Below are 22,605 nucleotides of genomic sequence, written 5' to 3' on the forward strand. Positions count from 1 at the left end.
TATACTAAACCTTATGAAAAAAAACATTCCGGATACAAATTTAATATCCTTTAAAAGGAGCAAAACTTTGGGTTTGTTTTTCATGTTTTTTTCAAGTTTTATTTTAAATGCCACTGCACAAATTCATCTGCAATGTGGTGAGGTTAACCAACTGATTCCTGATTTTAAAATTGATTCTTCAGGCTCTTTTTCTGACCTGCTTCTGGTTAAAATGAATATACTGAAGCCCATTGAATATTCTCCTTCAGCTTTCGAGATCCGTTTTTTTAAAAAGCAGTTTGGCTCCGGTGCCGGTGTAGTGATTTCCTGCACAAATAACAAACTGGTTGCAACCTGTTATGAAACAGCTTTTTATGCTGACCATGGGGTTCCGGAAGGTAGTGCTTTCAAAAATATCGGCCACCTTGGGAAAGACACAAATTCATCGGTGCTTATGAATTTAATCCCATACAGAAAGCCCCGTCCCGGGCAATCATGGAATGCCTTAATCAAATCTTTAATAAACAACCATTTATTCAACCTGCCTCAGGAAAGTGAATTAGATAAAATAGTGCTCAGAAGATTTCCCAAAACAAAAATTTCCTATAGTGAAGGATTGGTTGAAATTGAACTAAAAGCAGGAAAACGAATCAGGCGAATGACCTACAGCAATAATTACGAAGCCAGTGCTTCCGGTATCCAGCAAATCAAAAACCAGCATAATATTTTTATTGAACTATCACAATTTTTAAATGACAAATGAGTATGAAAACGTTAGACAGTGTAATGGATCAGTTTTCACCATTGAGTGAAGCTGATCAAAGAAAAATTAAAGGGGGGACAGGAACGCCTATTACAGATGCTGAATTGCAGGCATTATTTAACTATAGCGCTGTGGGTGGCTTCAATTCTCCCGGAGCCAATGTTTTGAATACAGAAATACGGAAAATAGCAACTACCCAAATTGGCAGTACATTATTACATGAATTACTGTTTTCAGTTAATCAAACCGGTCAGAAAATAAATTTAGCTGATAATAAACCAACCACATCTGCACTGGCATTTTACCTGCCTTCTACCAGAACGCTGGATTTTTCAAATTTTGCAAGTTACAATATGTCCGACCCTGTACATGACGCAAGGGCTTTGAACACACTTTCTCACGAAATTTTCCATGCCTGGGACTCTATCTTTAATAAAAAGTCTCTTGGGGATGACAGCAGCCATGAAATTACTACCGAAGTAGATGCATTCCTGTTTTCGGGATTCGTTGAAAAGCAATTAGACGCAGCCACCGGAAAAAATTTTTACTATTCAACCGGGGCGCAGGCAGATAATGGCTTGCCAACTGTGCCCGCGGCTTATAAAACTGCCTATGAAAACATCGTCTCCAACCATCAGTGGAATTTGACGAATTATGATGCCCTTATCGACAATTTAAAAGCGATTTATCATAATCCCAGTAAGCCTAATTCCGGGTACGATCCGATGAAAACTGATCATCCGGCTGCCTTATCAACTGATGGTTTATACAGCAAACTTTATCAGGGTTCTGTAATAACCTCTACTACAGTCCCGCCAAGGATTACTACAGGATCAAATTCAAGCGGCCATACGGCTCCCCAGGGGGGAAAATCAGGTCTTACCTACCAGGACTTGTCGGGAGGAATGGGCGATGATTCTTCCAGCGGAACGACTTCCGGTTCAAATGGTAATGCCTGGCATTATAACTCTCAAACCGGTACATGGTTTGATAATTACGGTAATCAAACAAACGATCCCACAACACCTCCACCTGCGCCACCGGCACCTGCGCCAACAAATAATGGAACCGGTGGCAGTGGAAATGGCGGCGGGGCAGCACCAACAGGCGGAGGTAATAACGGCGGCGCTGGCGGCGGCGGCGGATATGTAAGCGGCGGTACTTATTATTATAATGACGGATCTGACGATGGCGCAGAGATTATAGATTCACCTGTTGGAAAAGGTAAAGTACCTTATCCTAATTACGCATAATTGGTGTGATACGATCCTTCCCGGTAGATTATCAATTAGACATGATGGATTGTGGTCCATCATGTCTAAAATCAATAGCAAAGTTTTATGGTAAATATTATTCATTACAGTATTTAAGAGACAAATGCGGGCTTTCCCGTGAAGGTGTTTCCTTTCTGGATTTAAGCCATGCCGCAGAAAGCATCGGTTTGCGGTCATTGGCTATTAAGGCGAACATTGATGATCTGCGGGCCCGGATTCCTCTTCCCTGTATTATCCATTGGGCTCAGAGTCATTTTGTTGTTGTTTATAATATTACAGGCAAGAAGGTATATATTTCAGATCCCGCTAAGGGATTAGTTACCTATAATCTCAGTGACTTCATCCGTCATTGGTATGATCGCGATAGTACTACTGGTCCTGTATTAATTCTGGAAACACAGGCCGACTTTAAGCAACGGGAAACGGGTGAAAAAATTGAACGTAAGAAAACTTATGAAAATTTTTTAGGCTATTTTACAGCTTATAAATCCAGTTTTGCGAATCTTTTTATAGTGATGCTGGTAGCTACTCTGCTCCAGGCTTTTTTACCATTCATATCAAAAGCAGTTATCGATGTTGGAATTCATACCAATGATATTCATTTTATCAACCTGGTATTAATTGCTAACATCGTTATCATCATGAGCATTACGCTTTCCAATGCTGTAAGAGATTGGATATTGTTACATGTAACCTCAAGGGTTAACATCGCCATGATTTCGGACTATCTGATAAAAATAATGAAATTACCGGTTTCATTTTTTGAAAACAAAATGGTGGGCGACATCCTGCAACGGGCGAATGACAACGAACGAATAAGAAGCTTTATCACCAATAACTCCCTGAACCTGGTTTTTTCATTTATAACTTTCACTATTTTCAGTGTTATTTTATTCATTTATAATACATTATTATTCATCACCTTCCTTACCGGAAGTATACTTTATGTTTTTTGGGTTTTAGGTTTTTTGAAAATCCGCAAAAAGCTGGATTGGGAATATTTTGACCTGGTTTCTAAAAATCAAAGTTTTTGGGTGGAGACGGTAAGCGCTATACAGGACATCAAATTAAACAATTACGAAAGGCCTAAACGATGGAAGTGGGAAAAGATCCAGGCGCGAATGTATACCGTAAACCAAAAAGTATTGAATATTAATAACTGGCAAAACTCTGGTGCACAATTTATTGATAGTATAAAAAACCTTTTAATTACGTTCATCGCGGCCAAAGCTGTAATAGCAGGGCAAATTACTTTTGGTGTGATGATCTCAACCCAGTTCATCATTGGGATGTTAAACGGCCCGCTGACGCAGTTTATAGGGTTCATCATTGCTGCCCAGTACGCCCAGATCAGTTTTTTAAGGCTGAACGAAGTTCACCAGTTACAGGATGAAGACGAAAATGAGAATGGCAACAATATATTATTGCCGCATGATAAAAGTATCGTTGTGAAGAATGTTTCATTTCAGTATAGCACAAACTCTCCCGCGATCTTAAGAAACGTCACCTTGTATATTCCCGAGGGCCGTGTTACTGCAATTGTAGGAGATAGCGGAAGCGGAAAATCTACATTGTTAAAGATATTATTAAGGCTTTACAATCCTTCATATGGTGAAATCAGCATCGGGGGGATGAATATCAATAATATCAATCTCAGGCAATGGCGGGATAAGTGCGGGGCCGTGATGCAGGAGGGCAAAATTTTTAATGACACCATATTAAATAATATCGTTCTTGATGACGAAAAGGTTGATTACGAAAAACTAAAGCACGCGGTTAATACAGCCAATATATATCATGAGATTGAGCAACTGCCTTTAGGGTACAATACCGTGATGGGTGAAATGGGCCGCGGATTAAGCGGGGGACAAAAACAACGGATATTAATTGCCCGGGCACTATATAAGGATCCTGATTATTTATTTTTTGATGAAGCTACCAACTCCCTGGATGTAATTAATGAGCAGAAAATAGTTAAGGCCCTTGACCAGGTGTTCAGGCATAAAACCGTTATTGTTGTTGCACATCGGCTAAGCACCATCCGTAAAGCAGATCAAATTATCGTGATGAAAAATGGATCCGTAATAGAAATTGGAACGCATGACTCCCTTCTCCAACATAAAGGTCATTATTTCGAATTGACCCAAAGTCAATTTGAGAGCGCTCTGCCTCAGGTAAATGAAACAGACCTTACTTGATTATTTCAAAGTATTTGTATGGAAGAAAGATATTTGACCAGCACTAAAAGTGAACCGATCATTGATATTATTGAGCGAATGCCCGGTAGGTTTGGTATTTGGTCAACCTGCATAATTATCGGGTTGGTAAGTTTGCTTTTTTTCTTCGGCTGGGCAATTCAATACCCGGACGTTGTTACGGGTAGTATCGTTATAAACGCCAAATTCTCTCCTGTTAAATTAGTGGCCAACGCGTCAGGCAAAATGGGGCTGCTCAAATTTAAACCCAAGGACAACATTAAAGACGGTGAATATATTGCAGTGATACAAAATCCTGCAAATACGACAGATGTTATTAAGGTTAAATCTTTATTAGAGCGTTTTGATGCAAATAAGATAGCAATTGTTCAGGCGTATACCTTATTCCCAATAAAAACATCTTTAGGGGACGTTAATACCAAGTATTATAATTTTCTGTCTGCCTTACAACAATTATATAATTACCAGGCAAAAAATGTGTTCCAAAAACAGGAAGAAAATCTTAAAGAGCAAATTAGTCAACTTGGCAACCTCTTAAAAAACAATAAAAGTCTGGAAATAACAAGAGAACGAAATATGGGGTTTGCAAAAAAAATAGCCGACCGTGATTCTATATTATTGGTTCAAAAGGTCGCTGCTGAAGACGAAGCAGACCGAAGCAAGATTTCCTTTCTCAACAGCAAAGAAAGCTTTCAGGGAATTCACAACGAGATCACCAATAATCAGCAACAAATAGCAGATGATGAAAATAAATTACAACAATTGTATATTCAAAAAAGCGACAAGGAAAAGCAACTAAAACTCGATCTTCTATCCGCATATGATGATTTGAAAGATAATATCAAAGCATGGGAACAACATTATGTTCTTAAGTCGCCAATGGATGGCAAATTGGAATTTCTGAAATTTTGGACAAATCAACAATATGTACAATCCGGCGAAGAGGTTTTTACAGTTGTTCCTAAGCAGAATAATACCATTGGGCAAGTACAATTACCGGCACATGGGGCAGGGAAAGTTAAGATAGGGCAAGAGGTAATTATAAAGTTAGACAATTATCCATATGAGGAATATGGATCCATTAAAGGCCGGATCGCATCAATTTCACTTACCACAAATTTAATTAAGGCCAGCAACCAGAGCGCCGTAGACACTTATTTAATAAATGTAGATTTGCCAAATTCGCTGACTACAAATTATGGCACGAAGCTGGAGTTTAAATATGAGATTAAGGGTACTGCCGATATAATTAGTAATAGAAGAAGATTGATCGAACGCTTTTTTGATAATTTGCGATATTCAGTTCAAAAAAAATAAGCATGAAATGGTTTTTTATGTTTTTATTATGGTCCCTGTCCATTTCCGATGTTTATTCACAGGACACTAACAAGGACATCTTAAAACTGTATCCTGTTAACGAATTGAATGCAGATATCCGATTTTTCAGGACGATCCTGGAGAAAGCACACCCAAGCTTATACCGGTATATTTCGGATAAAACATTCGATAGCTATTTTGGCCAAATGGCTACAACCATTGACCATCCTTTAAATGAAATAGAATTTTGGCAAATTCTCCAGAATATTGTCGTTAAGATTGGGTCTGGTCACACCACTATTGTACCAAGTTCATCTTCAGTGAACCATTACAATGCGTTAAGCCATGAAGTGCTACCTTTTCTTATATATATTCAAAAGGACAAACTTTATCTCAAACGTTTCATCAATAAAACAGATTCGTCATTCCGGGTTGGAGATGAGATATTAAGAATAAACGGTGAAAAGTCATACTCTTTGTTAATGCGCATCAGGAATCTGTGTTCCGGAGATGGATTAAGTAACAGTTTTAAGGATTATCGGCTGCAACAGGGAGCATTTAATCAAATTTACAATATCCTTTATGGTGATCTTTCCTCTTTTGATGTTGTGTACAAGTCAGGTACAGAAATCAAAACAAAAACGGTTCAGGCGGCCACCATTCAAAGTAATATGTCATTGGATCTATCAACAACTAAAAACCAGTATCACAGTATTTATTCTTTACCCCAGTTACAGCAAACAGATTCGGTTAATGCTAAGCATACCGTTCTATACAGCACCAACAGCCCGTATACGGCGATATTAAAAATTAATGAGTTCGATTATAAAGATTTCAAAGTATTTCACGAACAGGTGTTTAGAAGCCTCAAAAATAGAAATATTAAAAATCTAATTTTGGATTTACGCGGCAATCCAGGTGGGTACGACCGGATCTGTATTGATTTAATGAAGTACCTACTCGGGAAGAATTTCTATTTTAGCCCTGCGGAGGAAGGCCATACAAATATAAATATTGCGATGAAAACTATTGATAATCCAGATTTTCACTCCGCTGATACTACTCTAATTACCTATTCGCCATATAAAATCATAAATCAGGAAAATAAATTACAAAGTCCATACAAGAATACTTTTTCAGGATCGCTTTATTTAATAGTTGACGGCGGCACGTTTTCAGCAGCTTCTTTATTAGCAGTGGCGATTAAAGACCAACGGAAAAATACATTTGTAGTAGGCCGGGAAACAGGTGGGAATAAGTCAGGAAGCGATGGAGGGCAAATATTAAGCGTTACCTTACCTAATACACGATTTCAATTAATAATTCCGTTGTTGTGGGCTTATTCGGTTGATAAACAGGAAAACAATGGCTATGGATTAAAGCCGGATATCGAGATCGTTTATTCAGCAATGGATGTTTATAATTTCCTTGCAAAAAAGGGTGATGCAGATATATTTCGTATTGAAAGTGAAATAAATTTAATTAACACGCCGCCTGTAGTTCATTGATAATAAAAGTATTCGAACCGGAAAATAATTCATGCTGGTTTCCTACGATCGGCAAGCCGGATCAAAAAACCACCCAGGAGATCAGTATGACCGTTCCCCAAGCGCCCAAAACCTATAAAACGCGAACACTTTTGAGACCTGTTTCACTATTACAGTGAACTAAAAATTCGATTTTTATTATATTTGATAGATGCAAAAAGTATCCTTTCCGGAACCATTATCCTTCGGCCTGGAGCGTTATGACAAACGGCTTCGCCTGATTATATTTAATGGTACTGAGGAATGGGTGTGCCACAAGGTCTCCGTTAAAGACGCGAAAGCTTTCCTGGAACAGGAAACTGCACATTTGTTTAAGGGCAGGTTACAATTAGACAAAAAAGGGGGGCTTATTTTGGTCAGCGTAAAAGGTAACGATGTTGGCATGATCAGTTCATCGGATTTCTCCCGGTTAATGTCAAAAGAACTGCAGGCAGCTTACCTCACAAGATGCTTTTAATTACTATTCAATGATTATAGCACCAACATGACTGCCTATATTTCCATAAGTCTTAATAAAAGGAATCAATTAGATCCGGAGCTTGATTGTGTCATGAGGGTGCTCAGCGACTTTAAGATCGTCCCGTTTCTATTTGTAGACCATTATCGATTCGAACCGGCACAGGAGCGAATTATGATGCAGCAGGCCATGAAAGACATTGATCAATGTGCAATGCTGATCGCCGAAACTTCTGATAAAGCAATCGGAATAGGTATAGAAGCGGGCTATGCCAAAGCCAAAGGCAAGCCGGTTATTTATATGCGCAGAAACACGGCAGAGCATTCGACAACGATGTCCGGAATCAGTGATTTTCAAATTATATACTCTGATGTGAATGATTTGGAACAGCAATTCAGAAAGATCATAACCCGGATTGGATAAATTACATCCCTCATCTTCGCCAATTTTAATCAGAACACTTTTGTCACTAACAACCAACCTGAAATTTACAAACCGATGAAGAGGGTTGCCTTATTATGATTTTTGAGTAGATTCTCTTATTATGAGTTTTGTCGGCAAAATCACTTCTTCGGCAATAAAATGTTTTTTTGATATATGTTTCATCAGTAGTTCGCAACTCCTTCTCCCTATCTCCTTTGCCGGTTCTTCTACTGTAGTTAAGGCAGGAGAAATAATTTCAGACATCGGATCATTTGTAAACCCTACAATACCTATTTGTTTACCTATTTTTATGTTCTTTTTTTTGAGCGTGAGCATTGCTCCAATAGCTTTTCTGTCGTTGACGGCGAAAACGGCATCTGGTTTTTCTTTGCATTTTAGTAATTGGATCATATCTGCCGTGCCGCAATTTTGGGTAAAGCCCGAATGAATGATCCATTCTTTTTTAACAGGGAAGTTATGCTCTTTTAGCGCCAAAAGGTATCCTTCCATCCGCTTCTCAGTAAACAACAAACCTGTCGGCCCTGTAATATGTGCAATTTTTTTATAGCCGTTTGTTATTAAATGATCTACTGCCGCATATGCGCCATTAAAATCGTCCTGCATTACTTTTGAAGTATCTATATTGGATGCAACCCTGTCAAAAAAAACGATGGGTATTCCCATATTTATGATTTTGGTAAAGTGCTCGCCATGATCCGACTCGGATGACACGCAAAGCAAAAGTCCGTCAATATTACCGGGCGAAATATCATACAAAATATCCCTTTCGCGTTCGGCGGAATCATTAGTTACATAAAGCACAATATTATAGCCGTTTTTGTATGCCACTTCCTGAATACCGGAAATAACTGTAGAGAAATAATAATTCACAACTGCCGGTAAAACAATACCAATGTTATGAGAGCTATTTGTTACCAGGCCAATCGCATTATAATTAGGCTTATAATTCATCTCGAAGGCTTTACTCAGCACCTGTTGCCTTGTTTCCTGATTTACATCATAAGTATCCCTTAACGCCCTCGAAACAGTAGCAACCGATATGTTTAATTCTTTTGCGATATCTTTTATAGTAACAGCATGCGGCTTCATTTTAAAAAGTGATTAAAGAGATACAATTTAATCTTTAAAACACTAAAATTCAATTTTAGTGGAAAATGATTTGAATTATACTATTAATCCTGCCGAACCTTCTTATTTATTACGTATCACGGCCATCTTACCTGCCTAATCTGTTATAAGCGCATCAAAGGAGCTAATTGCTAATTTTTCTTTAAGTAAGGTAAAAGAAATTGCGCCACACGTCTATATCCTTCGGCATTAGGATGCAAGCCATCTACGAATAATTGTTCATTTATTTTTGTGCTTTCAAGCAGTGTTTTGCCTGCATCTGCGTATTTTATATGCAACACTTTAGTTAGCGCTTTGATGCCGGTATTAAGTTGTAAAATCCTTTTTTCTTTATCTCTGCGCGGCAATATACCCAACAGTAAAATATCAGTTTTTACTTGTCGTTCCTTTATCGCATTTACCAGTAATTTTAACCCCTCAATAATTTCGGCATTTGAGTTTACGCTTAGGTTGTTGGTTCCAATTAAAATTACTACCTGCCTGGCGGTATAGTCATCAAGTTCATCATGGTATACCCGCCATAAAACATTTTCAATCCTGTCCCATCCAAAACCAAAATTCCGTACACCAAGTGGTTCAAGGTATTTATCCCACGAATCGCTCCCCCTGCTTATTGGGGCCGCAGGTTTGCCACCCCAGTAATGAGTAATTGAGTTGCCTATAAAAACAATACACGGTTGCGTGGCTTTGCCTGCACTCAGTAACTCATTATGCCTGCTTTGCCAGTCATAGGTGTTGGCATCCCGGTTTTGTGTGCACGGCCTGGCAGTGCTTGAAAAACCAACTGGTTCACTTAATATCCGGCGCAATATTTTTTCGCCCGCGTCAGCATAATGCATCATACCAAGATCCGACGGATGGGTGCCATCAACCGTACAATCAGTAGTTTGACCAATGGCGTCTTTGGATAAAAGATAAATGTTGGTTACGCCCGCGGCTTTTAATTGATTGAAAGCCGCTTCTTGTATGTTGTTAACATCTGTATAAAGCTTCTTCCTATTGGTATCTATCTCAGCATCCGCATAACCATCGTGCTGAATAAGGAGAATAGGGATAAATTTCCGTTGCTGCCGTAATTTGGTTACTGCATACAGGATTTTATCCTTGATTTCGGCCGGCGAAAATTTACCATAAACCAGGTTTGGCAGGCAATCTAAAACGTAAACCTTAGCTTCTATTTCGCTCATCAGATCGATAATTTCTTTATCGAGCAGGGCATTACCAGAAAAACCCAGGTTGATCAATGGCCGCTCCATTTTCCGGTTAAGAATAGCTGTCCAGGCCATCCCCGGTCTTGAAGCAGCTGCGCCCTGTACTATGGATGTGCCATAAACAACTATTGGTTTCTCTTTTGATAAAGGTAATGGCACAAATGACATTCCTTTAGGAACACCTATCTCCAGCCATTCAACAATATTATACAGCGGCAGATATAACTTGTACCTTCTGCCATGCTGATGATAGGCATCATTGGGATTAATTCCTTTAAACCGGTAGGTGATGGTATCGCCAAAAGTATATTCGCCGGCGGCCCAAATCCAATCGCCATCGCTATTAACTGCATATAAATCCACACCACTTACACCGGTAGCCGGCATATGCGGAAATGCCTGGCTATTTTTTACTTTATATCTTATAACAATCTCGGGGCTGTTTGCCATAAAAGAAACTGATAGGCCCGCAGCATCATGCGATAACTCCCACACCCTGGGGCGCACGGTTTTTTCTGCTCGGTCCGGCAGCCTGTCGTATGGGTTTTTAACTTCCCGGGGCCAGGCCTGCCCCTCAATAACCGGGAAGTCATTTTTAGCGGGGTTCCACCAGGTATAATTGCCATTTTCCTGCGACCGGACCAGGGCGCATTGAAAAATCAAATACGATATAACAAGAAATATTTTAACATTCATATTGTCAGCCTATTAATACAACCAATTGCGTTAAAGTTATCGCCGTTTTGCAATGAATATCCAGGAATGCAGATAACCGCTACTTTTTTGATACAACAAAATGATAAATACCCGAACCCAAAGTAAGTACCACATAACCGTTCTCAGTTTTAATTTTGGCAGACGGAATTAACGCTGCACCACTTTCTGTTATTTCATTAACCGCGTTTGCAGGAACAAAAGCTGTTGCGGTAGTATTGGCAGGGATTTCAAGATCCATCAAAATTTTACCATTCTCAAGCACCCAACTGCTGCGTAATTTGCCATAATAAGTTTCTAAAGCGGCGGAAACGGCAGTAAATCCTCCGCCAATATGAGGCTGGATTTTAATATGCTTATATCCCGGCCCATCGTCATAATTATCCAGCCCGGCCATAACCCTGTACATCCAGTCGCCTATGGCGCCGTATGAATAATGGTTAAATGAATTCATGGCGGGCGACTCAAAAGTGCTATCCGGTTTTATACCATCCCATCTTTCCCAAACGGTAGTCGCCCCCATTTTTACCGGGTACAACCACGACGGATATTCTTGTTGCAACAAAAGCTTATAAGCTACATCTGTAAATCCAAACCGGCTTAAAACATGACACAGATAAGGTGTCCCTAAAAATCCGGTGGTGAGATGGTTGCCGTAGCTTTTGATATTTTCAACAAGGCGCCCGGCTGCTTGCTCCCTGAGCTCTTCGGGAAGCATATCAAAATTCAGGGCAAGCACATAAGCAGTTTGTGTGCCGGATACCAGCCGCCCGCTGGCGGTTACATATTCCTTTACAAATGCCTGTTTTATTTTCACCAGCAAAGCCTCATAAACAGGCACATCTTCCGTGTTTCCTAAAACCCTGGCGGTGTTTATAAGCAATTGGACAGAATTGGCGTAAAAACATTGCGCTATCAGGAACTTATCCGTCACGGCCGCTTTTCCGTCCCTGTCATCATCCGGGCTGTAAAATAACCAGTCGCCGTAATGAATGCCGGTATTCCATAAATTATTGTGGCTGCTATTCCTGATAAACTCAACCCATTTTTTCATACCGGGATATTGCTGTTCAAGAACCCGTTTGTCGCCGTAAGCAACGTATAAATTCCAGGGCACAATACAAGCGGCATCATCCCAACCGGCCGACCCGGATCTGCGCTGACCTAACACATCCGGTATAACAAAAGGAACGCTTCCGTTCGGCAATTGATCTGCGCTAACATCCTTCAACCATTTGGTAAAGAAATTATCGACATTCATGTTAAATGCGGCGGTCCTAAAAAAGACCTGGGCGTCGCCGGTCCAGCCCAAACGTTCGTCGCGTTGCGGACAATCGGTAGGCACATCTATAAAGTTGCTTTTTTGCCCCCACTGGATATTATGCTGCAACTGGTTAATCAGCGCGTTTGACGACCTGAAATCGCCCGCAGGTGGTATATCTGAATATAAGGCAGTTGCTGTAAAGTTTTCCGGCCGCAACTCCCCGGGATAGCCTTCAACCTTAATATACCGGAAACCGTGCCATGTGAAATGCGGCTTAAATACCTCTTCTCCGCCCCCCTTTAAAATATATGTATCCTGTGCTTTTGCCGCGCGCAGGTTGGCGGTGTAAAAATTTCCGTCCTTGTCCAAAACCTCGGCATGCGATATGATGATCTTATCTCCACCTTTGCCATTTACTTTAACCGTTACCCAGCCCGCCAGGTTCTGGCCAAAGTCAATTACATGTTCGCCGGCAGGGGTAGTGAATATTCTTGCGGGCTTAAAATGTTCTTTCTCTTTTATTGGTTCATTAATGGTAGCAACCAATACATTTATAGGATAATGGGTAATCTTCACACTGTCCCAGCGGGTATCATCATATCCGGGCAAAGCCCATCCTTTTTTCTCCTTCCCGGCATCAATCAATTCACCATTATAGATCTGCGAATAAAGGATTTCGCCCGTGGATGATTTCCAGCTATCATCAGAGATAATGGTTGTGGTAGTTCCGTCGGCGTACGTAATCTCCAATTGAAAAAGCAGGGCAATATCTTTTCCATACATGTTCTCTTTATTCTTAAAACCAATAATCCCACGGTACCAGCCATTGCCGAGTGTTGCTGTTATAGCATTACTGCCTTTTGCAATCAAATTGGTTACATCATACACCTGGTACTGTAAGCGTTTATTATATGATGTCCATCCGGGCGTAAAATAGGCGTTGCCAATCTTAACCCCGTTTATCCGGGCCTCATATAAACCATGGGCTGTTATATAAGCTATGGCAGATAAGATCTTTTTATTGGCAGAAAACACCTTCCTAAACAATGGACTTGGACGCATTACGCTATCTTCCGCAAAGCCCGGTTCTATCCATTTAGCTTTCCAATCGCTCTCATTTAAGAATGCCATCCGAAAGGATGCAGTATCGCTAACCGCTGGTTTTTTATCATAATTATCCCAAACTTTTACTACCCACCAATATTGCTTACCGCTTTGAAGCGGGCTACCCGCGTAAGGCACAAATACAGATTGGGCACTCAGTATTTTACCCGAATCCCAAAAAGCTTTGCCTTTTGCCGATGTGAATACCTGGATCTGATATGCTGCCTGAAAAACGTTGCGTTTGTTACTTGCCAGTTGCCAGCTGAAACGGGGTACCCGCTCATCTAAGCCAATTGGATTGATTCGGTTTTCTGTCAGGAGCTTATGAACCGAAAGCTGTGCAACCGAACAGGTAGTGATAAGCAGCATATTTATAAGCAGGCATACAATTTTTTTCATGGCGGCCATCGTTCTATAAAAAATTTCAGGGGATTAAAGGACTGCCTTTTGCATTTTGGGTATTATAAAATGGATAATTACCCAGGCCAGCATGAAAGAGCTTCCACAAACTATAAAGATAATATTGTATCCGGCCACAATATTGCCTGCCGCTTTATAGAAATCAAGAACATAACCAATAAAGAGCGGAAACAATACGCTGCCAATGGCCCCGGCCATGCCGCCTAAACCAACAACCGAACTGATGGCTTTTTTGGGAAACATATCCGGAACTATGGCAAAAATATTGGCGCTCCATGCCTGGTTTGCGGCAACTGAAATACTTATTAATGTCACCACAACCCACATATTGGTAGTATACCTGGAAAGGATGATGAGAATAACACAGATTGCCGATATAAACAGCGCAATTTTTCGGGCTTTATAAACGGGGTACCCTTTTTTTATCAGCCATGACGAAAGATAGCCCCCACCAAGGCTGCCTAACATAGCCCCTGAATAAATGATAGCCAGGGGTAAACTGGGCTTTTTAAGATCGAGATGAAAATAGGAACTAAAGTAGGAAGGAAGCCAGAACAGGAAAAAAAACCAAATAGGATCTGTAAAAAACTTACCCGCTATAAACGCCCATGTTTGCTTCAATTTAAGCAGCCCGCCCCAGGTTATATTGCCGGTAGTAATCTCTGTGTTAAACTCGTCGTCGCTATGGATATAATCATATTCTGGTTTTGTAAGCCGTTTTTGTTTTGAGGGTATTTCATAAAAAATGAGCCATAAAACAAGCCAAATGAAACCCAATGATCCAGTTATCAGAAATGCCGCCTGCCAGCCGTAAACCGCCAATAACCACGGCACCAATATAGGACCAACACAGGCCCCGATATTAGAACCTGAATCAAGTATACCAATTGCCAGCGCTCTTTCTTTTTTGGGAAACCATTCTGCAGTAGTTTTAACACCCGCCGGGTAATTTCCCGACTCTCCTAACCCAAGAAAACCTCTTACAAGTCCAAATCCAAAGGTGCTTTTTACAACGGTATGCAGCATTGCGGCAATACTCCACAGGCTTATAGATATGGTATACCCCATTTTTGTACCAATTTTATCAATTATCCTGCCGTATACCAATTGGCCCAAAGCATAACAGGCAGTAAATGCCATCACAATCCGGCTGTAGTCCATTTCAGTCCAGCTGAATACTTTCTCCAACTCCGGTTTAAGCAAACCGAATATTTGCCTGTCGATATAGTTTATTGTGGTGGCCGCAAAAAGAAAGACACAGACAATCCACCGGTAGTTCTTGATCTTTGATCCTGACATATGTATTTATTTATATTTAATTGTGTTTTGGAACCTATCCTTAATTCAAAATTGCCTGTTATCTGCATGTCAGGTATCTTCTTCCCCCCAAGCTTAACTCCAATCATTTTGGAACCCCGGGAATCCATTTTTGAGCATTTTTATAGTATATTTTATCAACTACCCCGCGCGGTAGTTTTAAACCATAAAACTCTCCCTCAACTTTAGGCACCCGCATTTTTTCGTTGGTTGTAAAAAACCGCCAATGCCTTAGCCAAACTTCATGTACATGTTTTTTTAACCCCGCAGGTGTTGTTATATGTTCATTTACAATATCCATTGCGTCATGCCGCATATCTGTTCCGTACAATATCCTGTCCTGGTATTTTATAAAAAAGTCGTGCACGCCCTGCCAATTCGTTTTTGCCTGGTATTGCAAATGAGAAACCCGCTCGGCCATATCCACTGCCATATTGGGATATTTATCCAGTGTTTTGCCAAGTTCGGTCACGCTCCATTCCAGCGCCCCTAAATGTGCCCCGATAAACCGCAGCCTGGGGTTTTTATCCAGCATATGATCCCTTACCTTCAGGTAATACTCATATGATGGCCGGTCGGGGTGTAAGTACATGTACTCCTCACTATGTGCAGCAGCATAGTCACGGTTCCCTTTTACCGTCATTTTATCCAACGGAAGCCATGAATTCTTATGCTCGCCTAAATGGCCGATAAGCGGAATGTGATTAATAGCAAGGTAGTTAAATATGGTATCGAACCTTTCATTATCAACAAAAACCAATTTGTTGTCTTTATCCCTCAGCTGCATTCCCACGTTTTTCCATACTTTAACCGCAATGGCACCTTTGGCAAATGAATTTTTCAAATAGGCGATAACTTCACTTTGCCAACCGGGTTCATTATAGTTTTTTAAAGAGAAGGTAGTAGCATAAGCAATAAGCCCCGGATGGGCTTTTACCAGCTTAATGGCAAAATCCTGTTGTTCTTCAATGGGCGTACCGGATGAGCTATATACGTTTATAGTCAGCATCCTAAAATTATCTGCCTGTGCCTGGCTGATAAATGCCGTATCTATATCTTCGGTTAAGTGCACGTGCGAGTCGATCTTTTTTACCTTCTTAAAGTCATCAACGGTATAATACCGTCCGTCCGAAACATCTTTTGCAGGTTTGGCCGTTTTTTTATGCTGATAATTTTGAGACGACAGTAAAATTACCGGCAAACTGAGGCAGGTAAGCCTTGTGATCATTTTAAGCATTGATGTACCTTTAATCATATGTTAAGCTTGTTCTATATTAAATACTACGCTGCTAAATTTTATATTTTGATAAATACCTTTTTCCTGAACATATACCAGCACAAAAACCACTCAAGTAAAAAGGTTAACGCGGAAGCAATTATCCCGATGAACAATACCGGCAGATGGGTTGGGGTTAGGAAAGCTATCGTTATATGATTAACATACTCGTTAATTCCGCCAGAAATGGTTTCGATAAAAAGATAAATGAATAACGAATTCATTCCTACTACAGTAACGATCCACGCATATCGGGTATGCCCTTTAATGTCATTCCACCAGTATAAAAATGCCAGGGCAACCAGACACCATCCGCCCGAAACCAGTACAAATGAACTTGTGGCAATTCTTTTAACAATAGGGGTAAGCGTAGCTCCATTGATGTATCCTAAAGCCAGCAAGATTATTCCGGTCATCATTAACCACTTTAATTTTAAACCGGCTGGTTTATTAGACAACAAGAGCGACCCGGCCATCATTCCCCAAATGGTATGGCAGGCTGTTGGAATAAAATTGATAGTAACCCAGCCCCCCTTGCTAATCTTATGCACCAATAAAAGGTCGATATAATTCCCGAAGTTATGCTGATCGGTAAAGGGCTGATTAAAGCCGCTCACATTGGTAAAGCGATATAGGATTTCGGTTAAAACCAGTAAAAAAAGACTAAAAAGGATCTGATTTTTAATTGACCAGCTAAAAATCAGAAAGGCCATCAACGTTGTAAACGCAAGCTGGGCCAAAACATTCCAGAGCTCAAAATTTAGTCCTTCGGGCTTTACTGCCCTTGTCCATATACCCCAAAATAACAAAAGAGCAGAGCGTTTCAGTATTTTTATAAACGATTGTCTCCAGGGCACACCCTGCTCCTGTTGCCGGTGCAATGAATAGGCCATTGCGGCACCGGCAATAAACATAAAGCCGGGCTGAACAAGGTCCCAAAACCGGAGACCATTCCAGGGATGATGGAAAAATTGCTGCACAACAACATTAAAACCAGTACCGGCTGTTGCGGCATCTAATTTTTCAAATAAGCCGGTACCCTCCAATATCAGCAAAATCATGATGAACCCGCGCATAAAATCGAGGGATAGCAACCGTTGCCGGGGCTCAGCAAAATAAGTTGGATTGGCCATGATCATTTTTTATTTGAAGCTTTGATAGTTTTAAATCTTGATGAATATTTTTCGCTTGTACAAAAAGTAACAGATATACCACATCATACCGGATACGACAAGTATTGTAGCGGTAGTAATTGCGTCAGGGCTTATCCAGCCAAAAAGCCTGTTTGTAACCGGTTTAGTAAGGTTCATGAGTACAAGCCTACCTCCTGAATGCCAGAACAGGTAAATAAACAGTGGGTTCATGCCAACAATTGCAAAAAAAGCAGCACCCTTTTTAAAATCGAGTACATCAATCAACAAGTAAGAAACGGCAAGGCCAACAAAAGCATATCCTCCGCTTAGTATGATAAATGAGCTTGTGCAAATACGCTTAATAACAGGAATATATATACCAAGGATGTACCCGGCTATGATACCGGCAATGCCTATGGTAAGCAGTACCCACACTTTTTTTTGAGGCGTATAATCTTTCATTAGTATCATCCCGGCAATTACCCCCCAAATGGTGTGGGCGGTTGTAGGAATAGCGTTAAATGCAACCCATCTATCTTCGCTTAGCCCCCCGGTGAGGAAAACATCGAACCATGAGCCAAAATTATGATCGGCAGTAAAGGGCTGATTAAAACCCTGAACAGGCCACGCCCGGTAGATCACGTCGGTTAAAACAATCAATACAACCGAAACCAACACCTGCCATTTGATGGCTTTGCGCATTACCAAAAAGGCGATAAGGTAGGTTACCGATAACTGAGCGAGAACATTGGTAAAAGATGATTTTGTTTCGGAAGATAAAAGCCAGCCGAGGAAGAGCAATAAAAGCGACCGTTGTAAAACGCCCCGTAACGACTTGTTCCAGCTCTCGTGCTTAGCCCATTTCCTTGAAAAAGAAAACGGCATTGCTACCCCAACAATAAACATAAAAAAAGGCTGAATGAGGTCCCAGGCGGTAAGCCCCTGCCAGTTGGCGTGATCCATTTGCCTCCCCAGGAGCGAAACAACCGGGTTACTGCTGGCTGGATTAAACAGCTGCCCGTAACCGGATACAAGCATAAACATAGTAAAGCCACGAAAAAAATCAATAGAAAGAATACGCTCCTGGTCAGTGTTCAGTTTATCCTGGTTTATCATTTTTTATTGATTTTCTTTTTTTAAAACAGACTTGATAAGCGGTAACATTTGCTCAGAAAACCTTAGCATCCCCACATCGTTCGGATGCACTCCATCTGCAGTCCCTTCATGGTCATATCCAATTAAGCCATCTCCTGTTTTGTAATACAACCCCTTAATTCCCGATTGTTTAAGCAGGTCAAAGGCTCGCCTCAACTCCTTTCTCTTAGCGTCAATATTAGCCAGGCCATCCTTGTTAAAGTAACTATCCTCATAATAAAACCCTTCTACCAGCAAAACCGGGATCAATGGTCTTTTCGCTTTCAACAGCCTTACTACCTTTATCGCGCTGTCACAAATAATTTCCTTTTTTGAGTTGGGGGTACAATCAATAATATATAAAGCAGCATCTACCTCGCTCATTGCCAACGCCACCGACAGATCAAATTTCCCCTCGCCGCTAAACCCAAAATTGATGAATGGTACATCTAATTTTCGTGACAGCATATTAGTAAAAGCCATCCCCGGCCGAGAAGCTGCCGCACCCTGGGCAATGCTGCTGCCATAGTATATAATGGGTTTCTTCTCAACAAGATACTTTTCAACAGGCTTCGAAATTACAGCGCCCTCATTTACCCCGATAGCAAGTGAATCGACCCCGTTATACAAAGGAAGGTTTAGCAAATACTCCTTGTATGCTCCGTCGCCGTTACGCAGCAGTATAAACTCGTTAACTTTTTGTTTGGGTTTCCCGGTATTTACATATTGCCAGCCGGCTCCGGTGTTACAATACAAATCAATACCGTCCGTTCCGACAGGGCCTGCTTTTTTTGATAGCGGGTCAATTTCTCTCAAAGACCATCTTACCGCAATGCGTGTTGCATTGGTCCGAAACCGGATAGCAATACCCGCCGAACTCAAACTCTCTTCCCACACCTCAGCCCTCAAAACCTGTTGATACCGGCCGGGAAAGCGCCGGTAGTTTTCTTCATGATGAAACCGGCCTATCACCGTGAACTGGCGGGCATCATAAAAAGTCACAGAATCTGCGGCTATATCATTTCCGGGCAAACACCTTGCATCAAATGCAAAAACGGTTATTACTAAAATTGGCAATACTATTTTTAAATAAACAAAGTGTATCCTTTTCATCATTTCCTACGTGCTATAAATACCACTTTTTATATCTCATCAAAGCCTCAACAAAATAGTAATCTGCATAGGTTAATGGTACATCAACTTCGGCATTAAAAGGTATAGCGCCAACACTATGCTTAAGCAGAAAGCCGCCGTTTGTGCCCGGTCTGGCTCTGAATAAAGGTGAGGAAAGCGTTTTAATTATTTTTTCTGCCGCGGTTATGTATAGTATTTTGTTCTGCCCACCGGTGTACCTGCTTAATTCAAGAAAGGCCGATGCCATTATTGCCGCCGCCGAAGCATCGCGATAAGTATTTGGAATACCCGGTGCATCAAAATCCCAGTAGGGTATCATATCGGCCGGGAGGCGCGGATGGGTTAATATAAACCGGGCAATATGTTTTGCCTGTACCAGGTACCGGCTATCCTTAGTAAACCGGTACATCATGGTATAACCATATAAACCCCATGCCTGCCCCCTGCTCCAGGCAGATGAATCGGCTGCGCCCTGCCTGGTAATTTTACGCATTACCTTACCTGTCGGTAAGTCATAATCGATTAAATGATAGGAACTATAATTGGGGCGGAAATGATTTTTTAACGTTGTGTTTGCATGGTTTACGGCAATATCGCCAAGTTGCTTGCTCCCTCCATTTTTACTGCTCCATTCCAGCAATTCAAGGTTCATTAAATTATCAATAATTACCGGACACTTATACATTGCGGACGAGTCCCAGGATTGAATTGACTTAATGGAAGGACGATACCGCGTTGCTAAAGATTTTGCGGCCGTTAGTACAAGTTCCTTATATTCCTGTTGCCCTGTTACGCGGTATGCATTACCAAAACTGCAAAATATTTTAAACCCAAGATCATGATTGCCCGCGTTAAAAACCTCTTGTTTTATAATTGCCATCCGCTGCTCTGCTTCTCTTTTCAATACGGTATCGGCCGAATATTCATATAAATACCATAGCGTACCCGGATAAAATCCGCTACACCACCAGTCCGAATCGCTTGTAAGCAGTTTATCTGTTGCTGCATCATAAGTTTTCGGCATTTTACCGGCCGGTAAAATGTTTATCAGCGATTTATATTGCTGTACGGAAAATGCCAAATCACCGGTCACTAACTTCCGCATTGATTCGCGGGATGTTCTTTTTTGTGCAAACAGCACAGCGCAAAGAGATATTAATATCCCGGATAGTATAATTTTTTTCATTTGAGCTTTTGCCAAACAATCAGTAATAAATAAAAAGCAGTATTGATTTATTACGGGCAAGTGACATACGCCGATATCACTTTACCCAGGCCTGATTAATTTTGAATTAATTTATGAAATTTTATCCTTGATGCACGCACAACTCAGCCTGATAAATTAATACCCAGGATTTTGCGTAAGCGAGGGATCAACCTTGATATCATTTGTGGGGATTGGCCAAAGGTAATCGTCACTGCTAAAATTGATTTGTACATCCGGCAGGCTTTCCTGTTTAAGTATGTGCTTTCTTATCAAATCAAACCACCTGTCTATTTCAAAACATAGTTCGTAGTTTCTTTCCTGTATCACCTTGTTATCAAATGCAGCCATCGAGAGGCTGGTTGTGGCCAAAGGATCCTCGTTATTTACAACGTAACCATTTGCGCGGTTTATAACCTTGTTAATAGCATCGACAGCCTGTTGTGTGGGTCCGCCTTTTGACATGTTCTCGGCCTCTGCAAAAATCAGCAGCACATCGGCAAAACGGATAACCGGCATATTCACAATTGAGCGTCCGGCGGCAAAATCTGCAGGTGAGTCATACTGAAACTTTTTAACACCAGGCCAATAATCACCAAGATTGTAGTAGAGAACCCCATCCAGGGTTGTTTCGATAAAGGCATCTTTCCTTGGCTGTTTTGGATAGGCTTGTTCCCAGGTGGGTTCGGCGCAAATATCACCAAAGCCCCTCATGTCTGACCATATACGGGGATCCGGGCCCAGGTTTTGATAATTTGAATTCAGGCTCCACATCATCTCCGGTCCGTATTGGGTAGCAACACTAAATAAATCCTTAATATCCGGCACCAATGAATAATGAGCGCTGTCAATTACTTCCTTGGCCATTTCTGCAGCCTTTGCATAATTAGCAGGCATATTCAAGGGGTAAGTAGCCATTGTAAGGTAAGCTTTCGCCAATAAGCCCTTGGCTGCATCCCGGGTTGGCAATCCTCGCATATCTGCCGAACGGGTTACCGGAAGTTTGGCAATAGCATCGGTAAAATCACTTACAATCTGATCATACACTTGCTGAACCGATGCACGTGCCAATTTATTAGTAACCGGATCGGGCGTAGTTTCAATAATCAGCGGCACGCCACCAAATATCCTGACAAGCATAAAGTAATTGTAGGCTCTTAAAAACTTACCCTCGCCTATCAAAACATCAGTCTGCGATTTGTCTGCACCCGGTAATCCTTTTTTTAATGCTTTAATTGCTGTGTTAATATTTAACAACGCGTTATAGTGGGCGGCCCATAACTCGGCGCCATAATCCTCTGGTATATTCAAATCTCCCCGTACTATCTGATCGTCCTGGTTAAAATCATCCATATAAGCCTGGTAGCCTACATTATGTCCCCACAATGCATTTAAAGATGCTGTATAGGCCGATTGTACCTGGGTTGCAGTTGTATAAAAATTGTCAGGAACGATAACGCTTGAAGGTTTTTCCACTAATTTTTTACACGATGATAAAAATATGAGGGCAGCTACTAACAGGTAGCGTGTGTTCCTGGTAAATAATTTAAAATTTTTCATTGCCATGAT

The 22,605-nt window shown here is 41.0% G+C and carries 17 protein-coding genes; 7 read left to right on the forward strand and 10 right to left on the reverse strand.

Annotated features, from left to right (window positions below; translation table 11 throughout):
- The first annotated feature begins 13 nt into the window (after positions 1–13).
- The 7 genes from ACFFGT_RS05900 (at position 14) to ACFFGT_RS05930 (ending at position 7,976) form a co-directional block, all read left to right on the forward strand.
- Complete coding sequence (locus ACFFGT_RS05900; RefSeq protein WP_377021580.1) at positions 14–742, forward strand: hypothetical protein; 729 nt, start codon at positions 14–16, stop codon at positions 740–742.
- 2 nt (positions 743–744) lie between these two features.
- Positions 745–1,995, forward strand: a complete 1,251-nt coding sequence (locus tag ACFFGT_RS05905; protein WP_377021581.1) for a hypothetical protein — start codon at positions 745–747, stop codon at positions 1,993–1,995.
- Between the two features lie 5 nt (positions 1,996–2,000).
- Positions 2,001–4,214: a peptidase domain-containing ABC transporter gene (locus ACFFGT_RS05910; protein ID WP_377021582.1), complete on the forward strand. Its 2,214-nt coding sequence runs from the start codon at positions 2,001–2,003 to the stop codon at positions 4,212–4,214.
- Positions 4,215–4,232: 18 nt separating this feature from the next.
- The gene (locus tag ACFFGT_RS05915) at positions 4,233–5,549 is read left to right on the forward strand and encodes an HlyD family secretion protein (RefSeq protein ID WP_377021583.1); all 1,317 of its coding nucleotides are present in this window, start codon (positions 4,233–4,235) and stop codon (positions 5,547–5,549) included.
- Between the two features lie 206 nt (positions 5,550–5,755).
- The gene (locus ACFFGT_RS05920) at positions 5,756–7,057 is read left to right on the forward strand and encodes a S41 family peptidase (RefSeq protein ID WP_377021584.1); all 1,302 of its coding nucleotides are present in this window, start codon (positions 5,756–5,758) and stop codon (positions 7,055–7,057) included.
- 190 nt (positions 7,058–7,247) lie between these two features.
- Complete coding sequence (locus ACFFGT_RS05925) at positions 7,248–7,553, forward strand: hypothetical protein (protein ID WP_377021585.1); 306 nt, start codon at positions 7,248–7,250, stop codon at positions 7,551–7,553.
- A gap of 27 nt (positions 7,554–7,580) precedes the next feature.
- The gene (locus ACFFGT_RS05930; protein ID WP_377021586.1) at positions 7,581–7,976 is read left to right on the forward strand and encodes a nucleoside 2-deoxyribosyltransferase; all 396 of its coding nucleotides are present in this window, start codon (positions 7,581–7,583) and stop codon (positions 7,974–7,976) included.
- Between the two features lie 93 nt (positions 7,977–8,069).
- Here ACFFGT_RS05930 and ACFFGT_RS05935 read toward each other — a convergent pair whose 3' ends face one another.
- From ACFFGT_RS05935 to ACFFGT_RS05980, 10 genes are all read right to left on the reverse strand, one after another.
- Entirely contained in the window at positions 8,070–9,086 is a 1,017-nt protein-coding gene (locus ACFFGT_RS05935) for a LacI family DNA-binding transcriptional regulator (RefSeq protein WP_377021587.1), read from the reverse strand.
- 170 nt (positions 9,087–9,256) lie between these two features.
- The gene (locus ACFFGT_RS05940; protein WP_377021588.1) at positions 9,257–11,032 is read right to left on the reverse strand and encodes an SGNH/GDSL hydrolase family protein; all 1,776 of its coding nucleotides are present in this window, start codon (positions 11,030–11,032) and stop codon (positions 9,257–9,259) included.
- Positions 11,033–11,111: 79 nt separating this feature from the next.
- Entirely contained in the window at positions 11,112–13,817 is a 2,706-nt protein-coding gene (locus ACFFGT_RS05945; protein WP_377021589.1) for a family 78 glycoside hydrolase catalytic domain, read from the reverse strand.
- A gap of 33 nt (positions 13,818–13,850) precedes the next feature.
- Positions 13,851–15,137, reverse strand: coding sequence for an MFS transporter (locus ACFFGT_RS05950; RefSeq protein ID WP_377021590.1), 1,287 nt, complete (start codon positions 15,135–15,137; stop codon positions 13,851–13,853).
- 103 nt (positions 15,138–15,240) lie between these two features.
- Positions 15,241–16,410, reverse strand: coding sequence for an amidohydrolase family protein (locus ACFFGT_RS05955; protein ID WP_377021591.1), 1,170 nt, complete (start codon positions 16,408–16,410; stop codon positions 15,241–15,243).
- Between the two features lie 41 nt (positions 16,411–16,451).
- The gene (locus ACFFGT_RS05960; RefSeq protein WP_377021592.1) at positions 16,452–17,564 is read right to left on the reverse strand and encodes an acyltransferase family protein; all 1,113 of its coding nucleotides are present in this window, start codon (positions 17,562–17,564) and stop codon (positions 16,452–16,454) included.
- Positions 17,565–17,594: 30 nt separating this feature from the next.
- Positions 17,595–18,680 carry an acyltransferase family protein gene (locus ACFFGT_RS05965; RefSeq protein WP_377021593.1) on the reverse strand — a complete coding sequence of 362 codons (1,086 nt, stop codon included), beginning with the start codon at positions 18,678–18,680 and terminating at the stop codon, positions 17,595–17,597.
- 3 nt (positions 18,681–18,683) lie between these two features.
- Complete coding sequence (locus ACFFGT_RS05970) at positions 18,684–19,814, reverse strand: SGNH/GDSL hydrolase family protein (protein WP_377021594.1); 1,131 nt, start codon at positions 19,812–19,814, stop codon at positions 18,684–18,686.
- A 10-nt stretch (positions 19,815–19,824) separates the two neighbouring features.
- Complete coding sequence (locus tag ACFFGT_RS05975) at positions 19,825–21,018, reverse strand: glucuronyl hydrolase (protein ID WP_377021595.1); 1,194 nt, start codon at positions 21,016–21,018, stop codon at positions 19,825–19,827.
- 156 nt (positions 21,019–21,174) lie between these two features.
- Positions 21,175–22,596 (reverse strand): RagB/SusD family nutrient uptake outer membrane protein, encoded by a 1,422-nt coding sequence (locus ACFFGT_RS05980; protein WP_377021596.1) that lies wholly within the window; start codon positions 22,594–22,596, stop codon positions 21,175–21,177.
- Between the last annotated feature and the right edge of the window lie 9 nt (positions 22,597–22,605).

Source organism: Mucilaginibacter angelicae (assembly GCF_042434235.1).
Classification (GTDB): Bacteria; Bacteroidota; Bacteroidia; order Sphingobacteriales; family Sphingobacteriaceae; genus Mucilaginibacter; species Mucilaginibacter angelicae.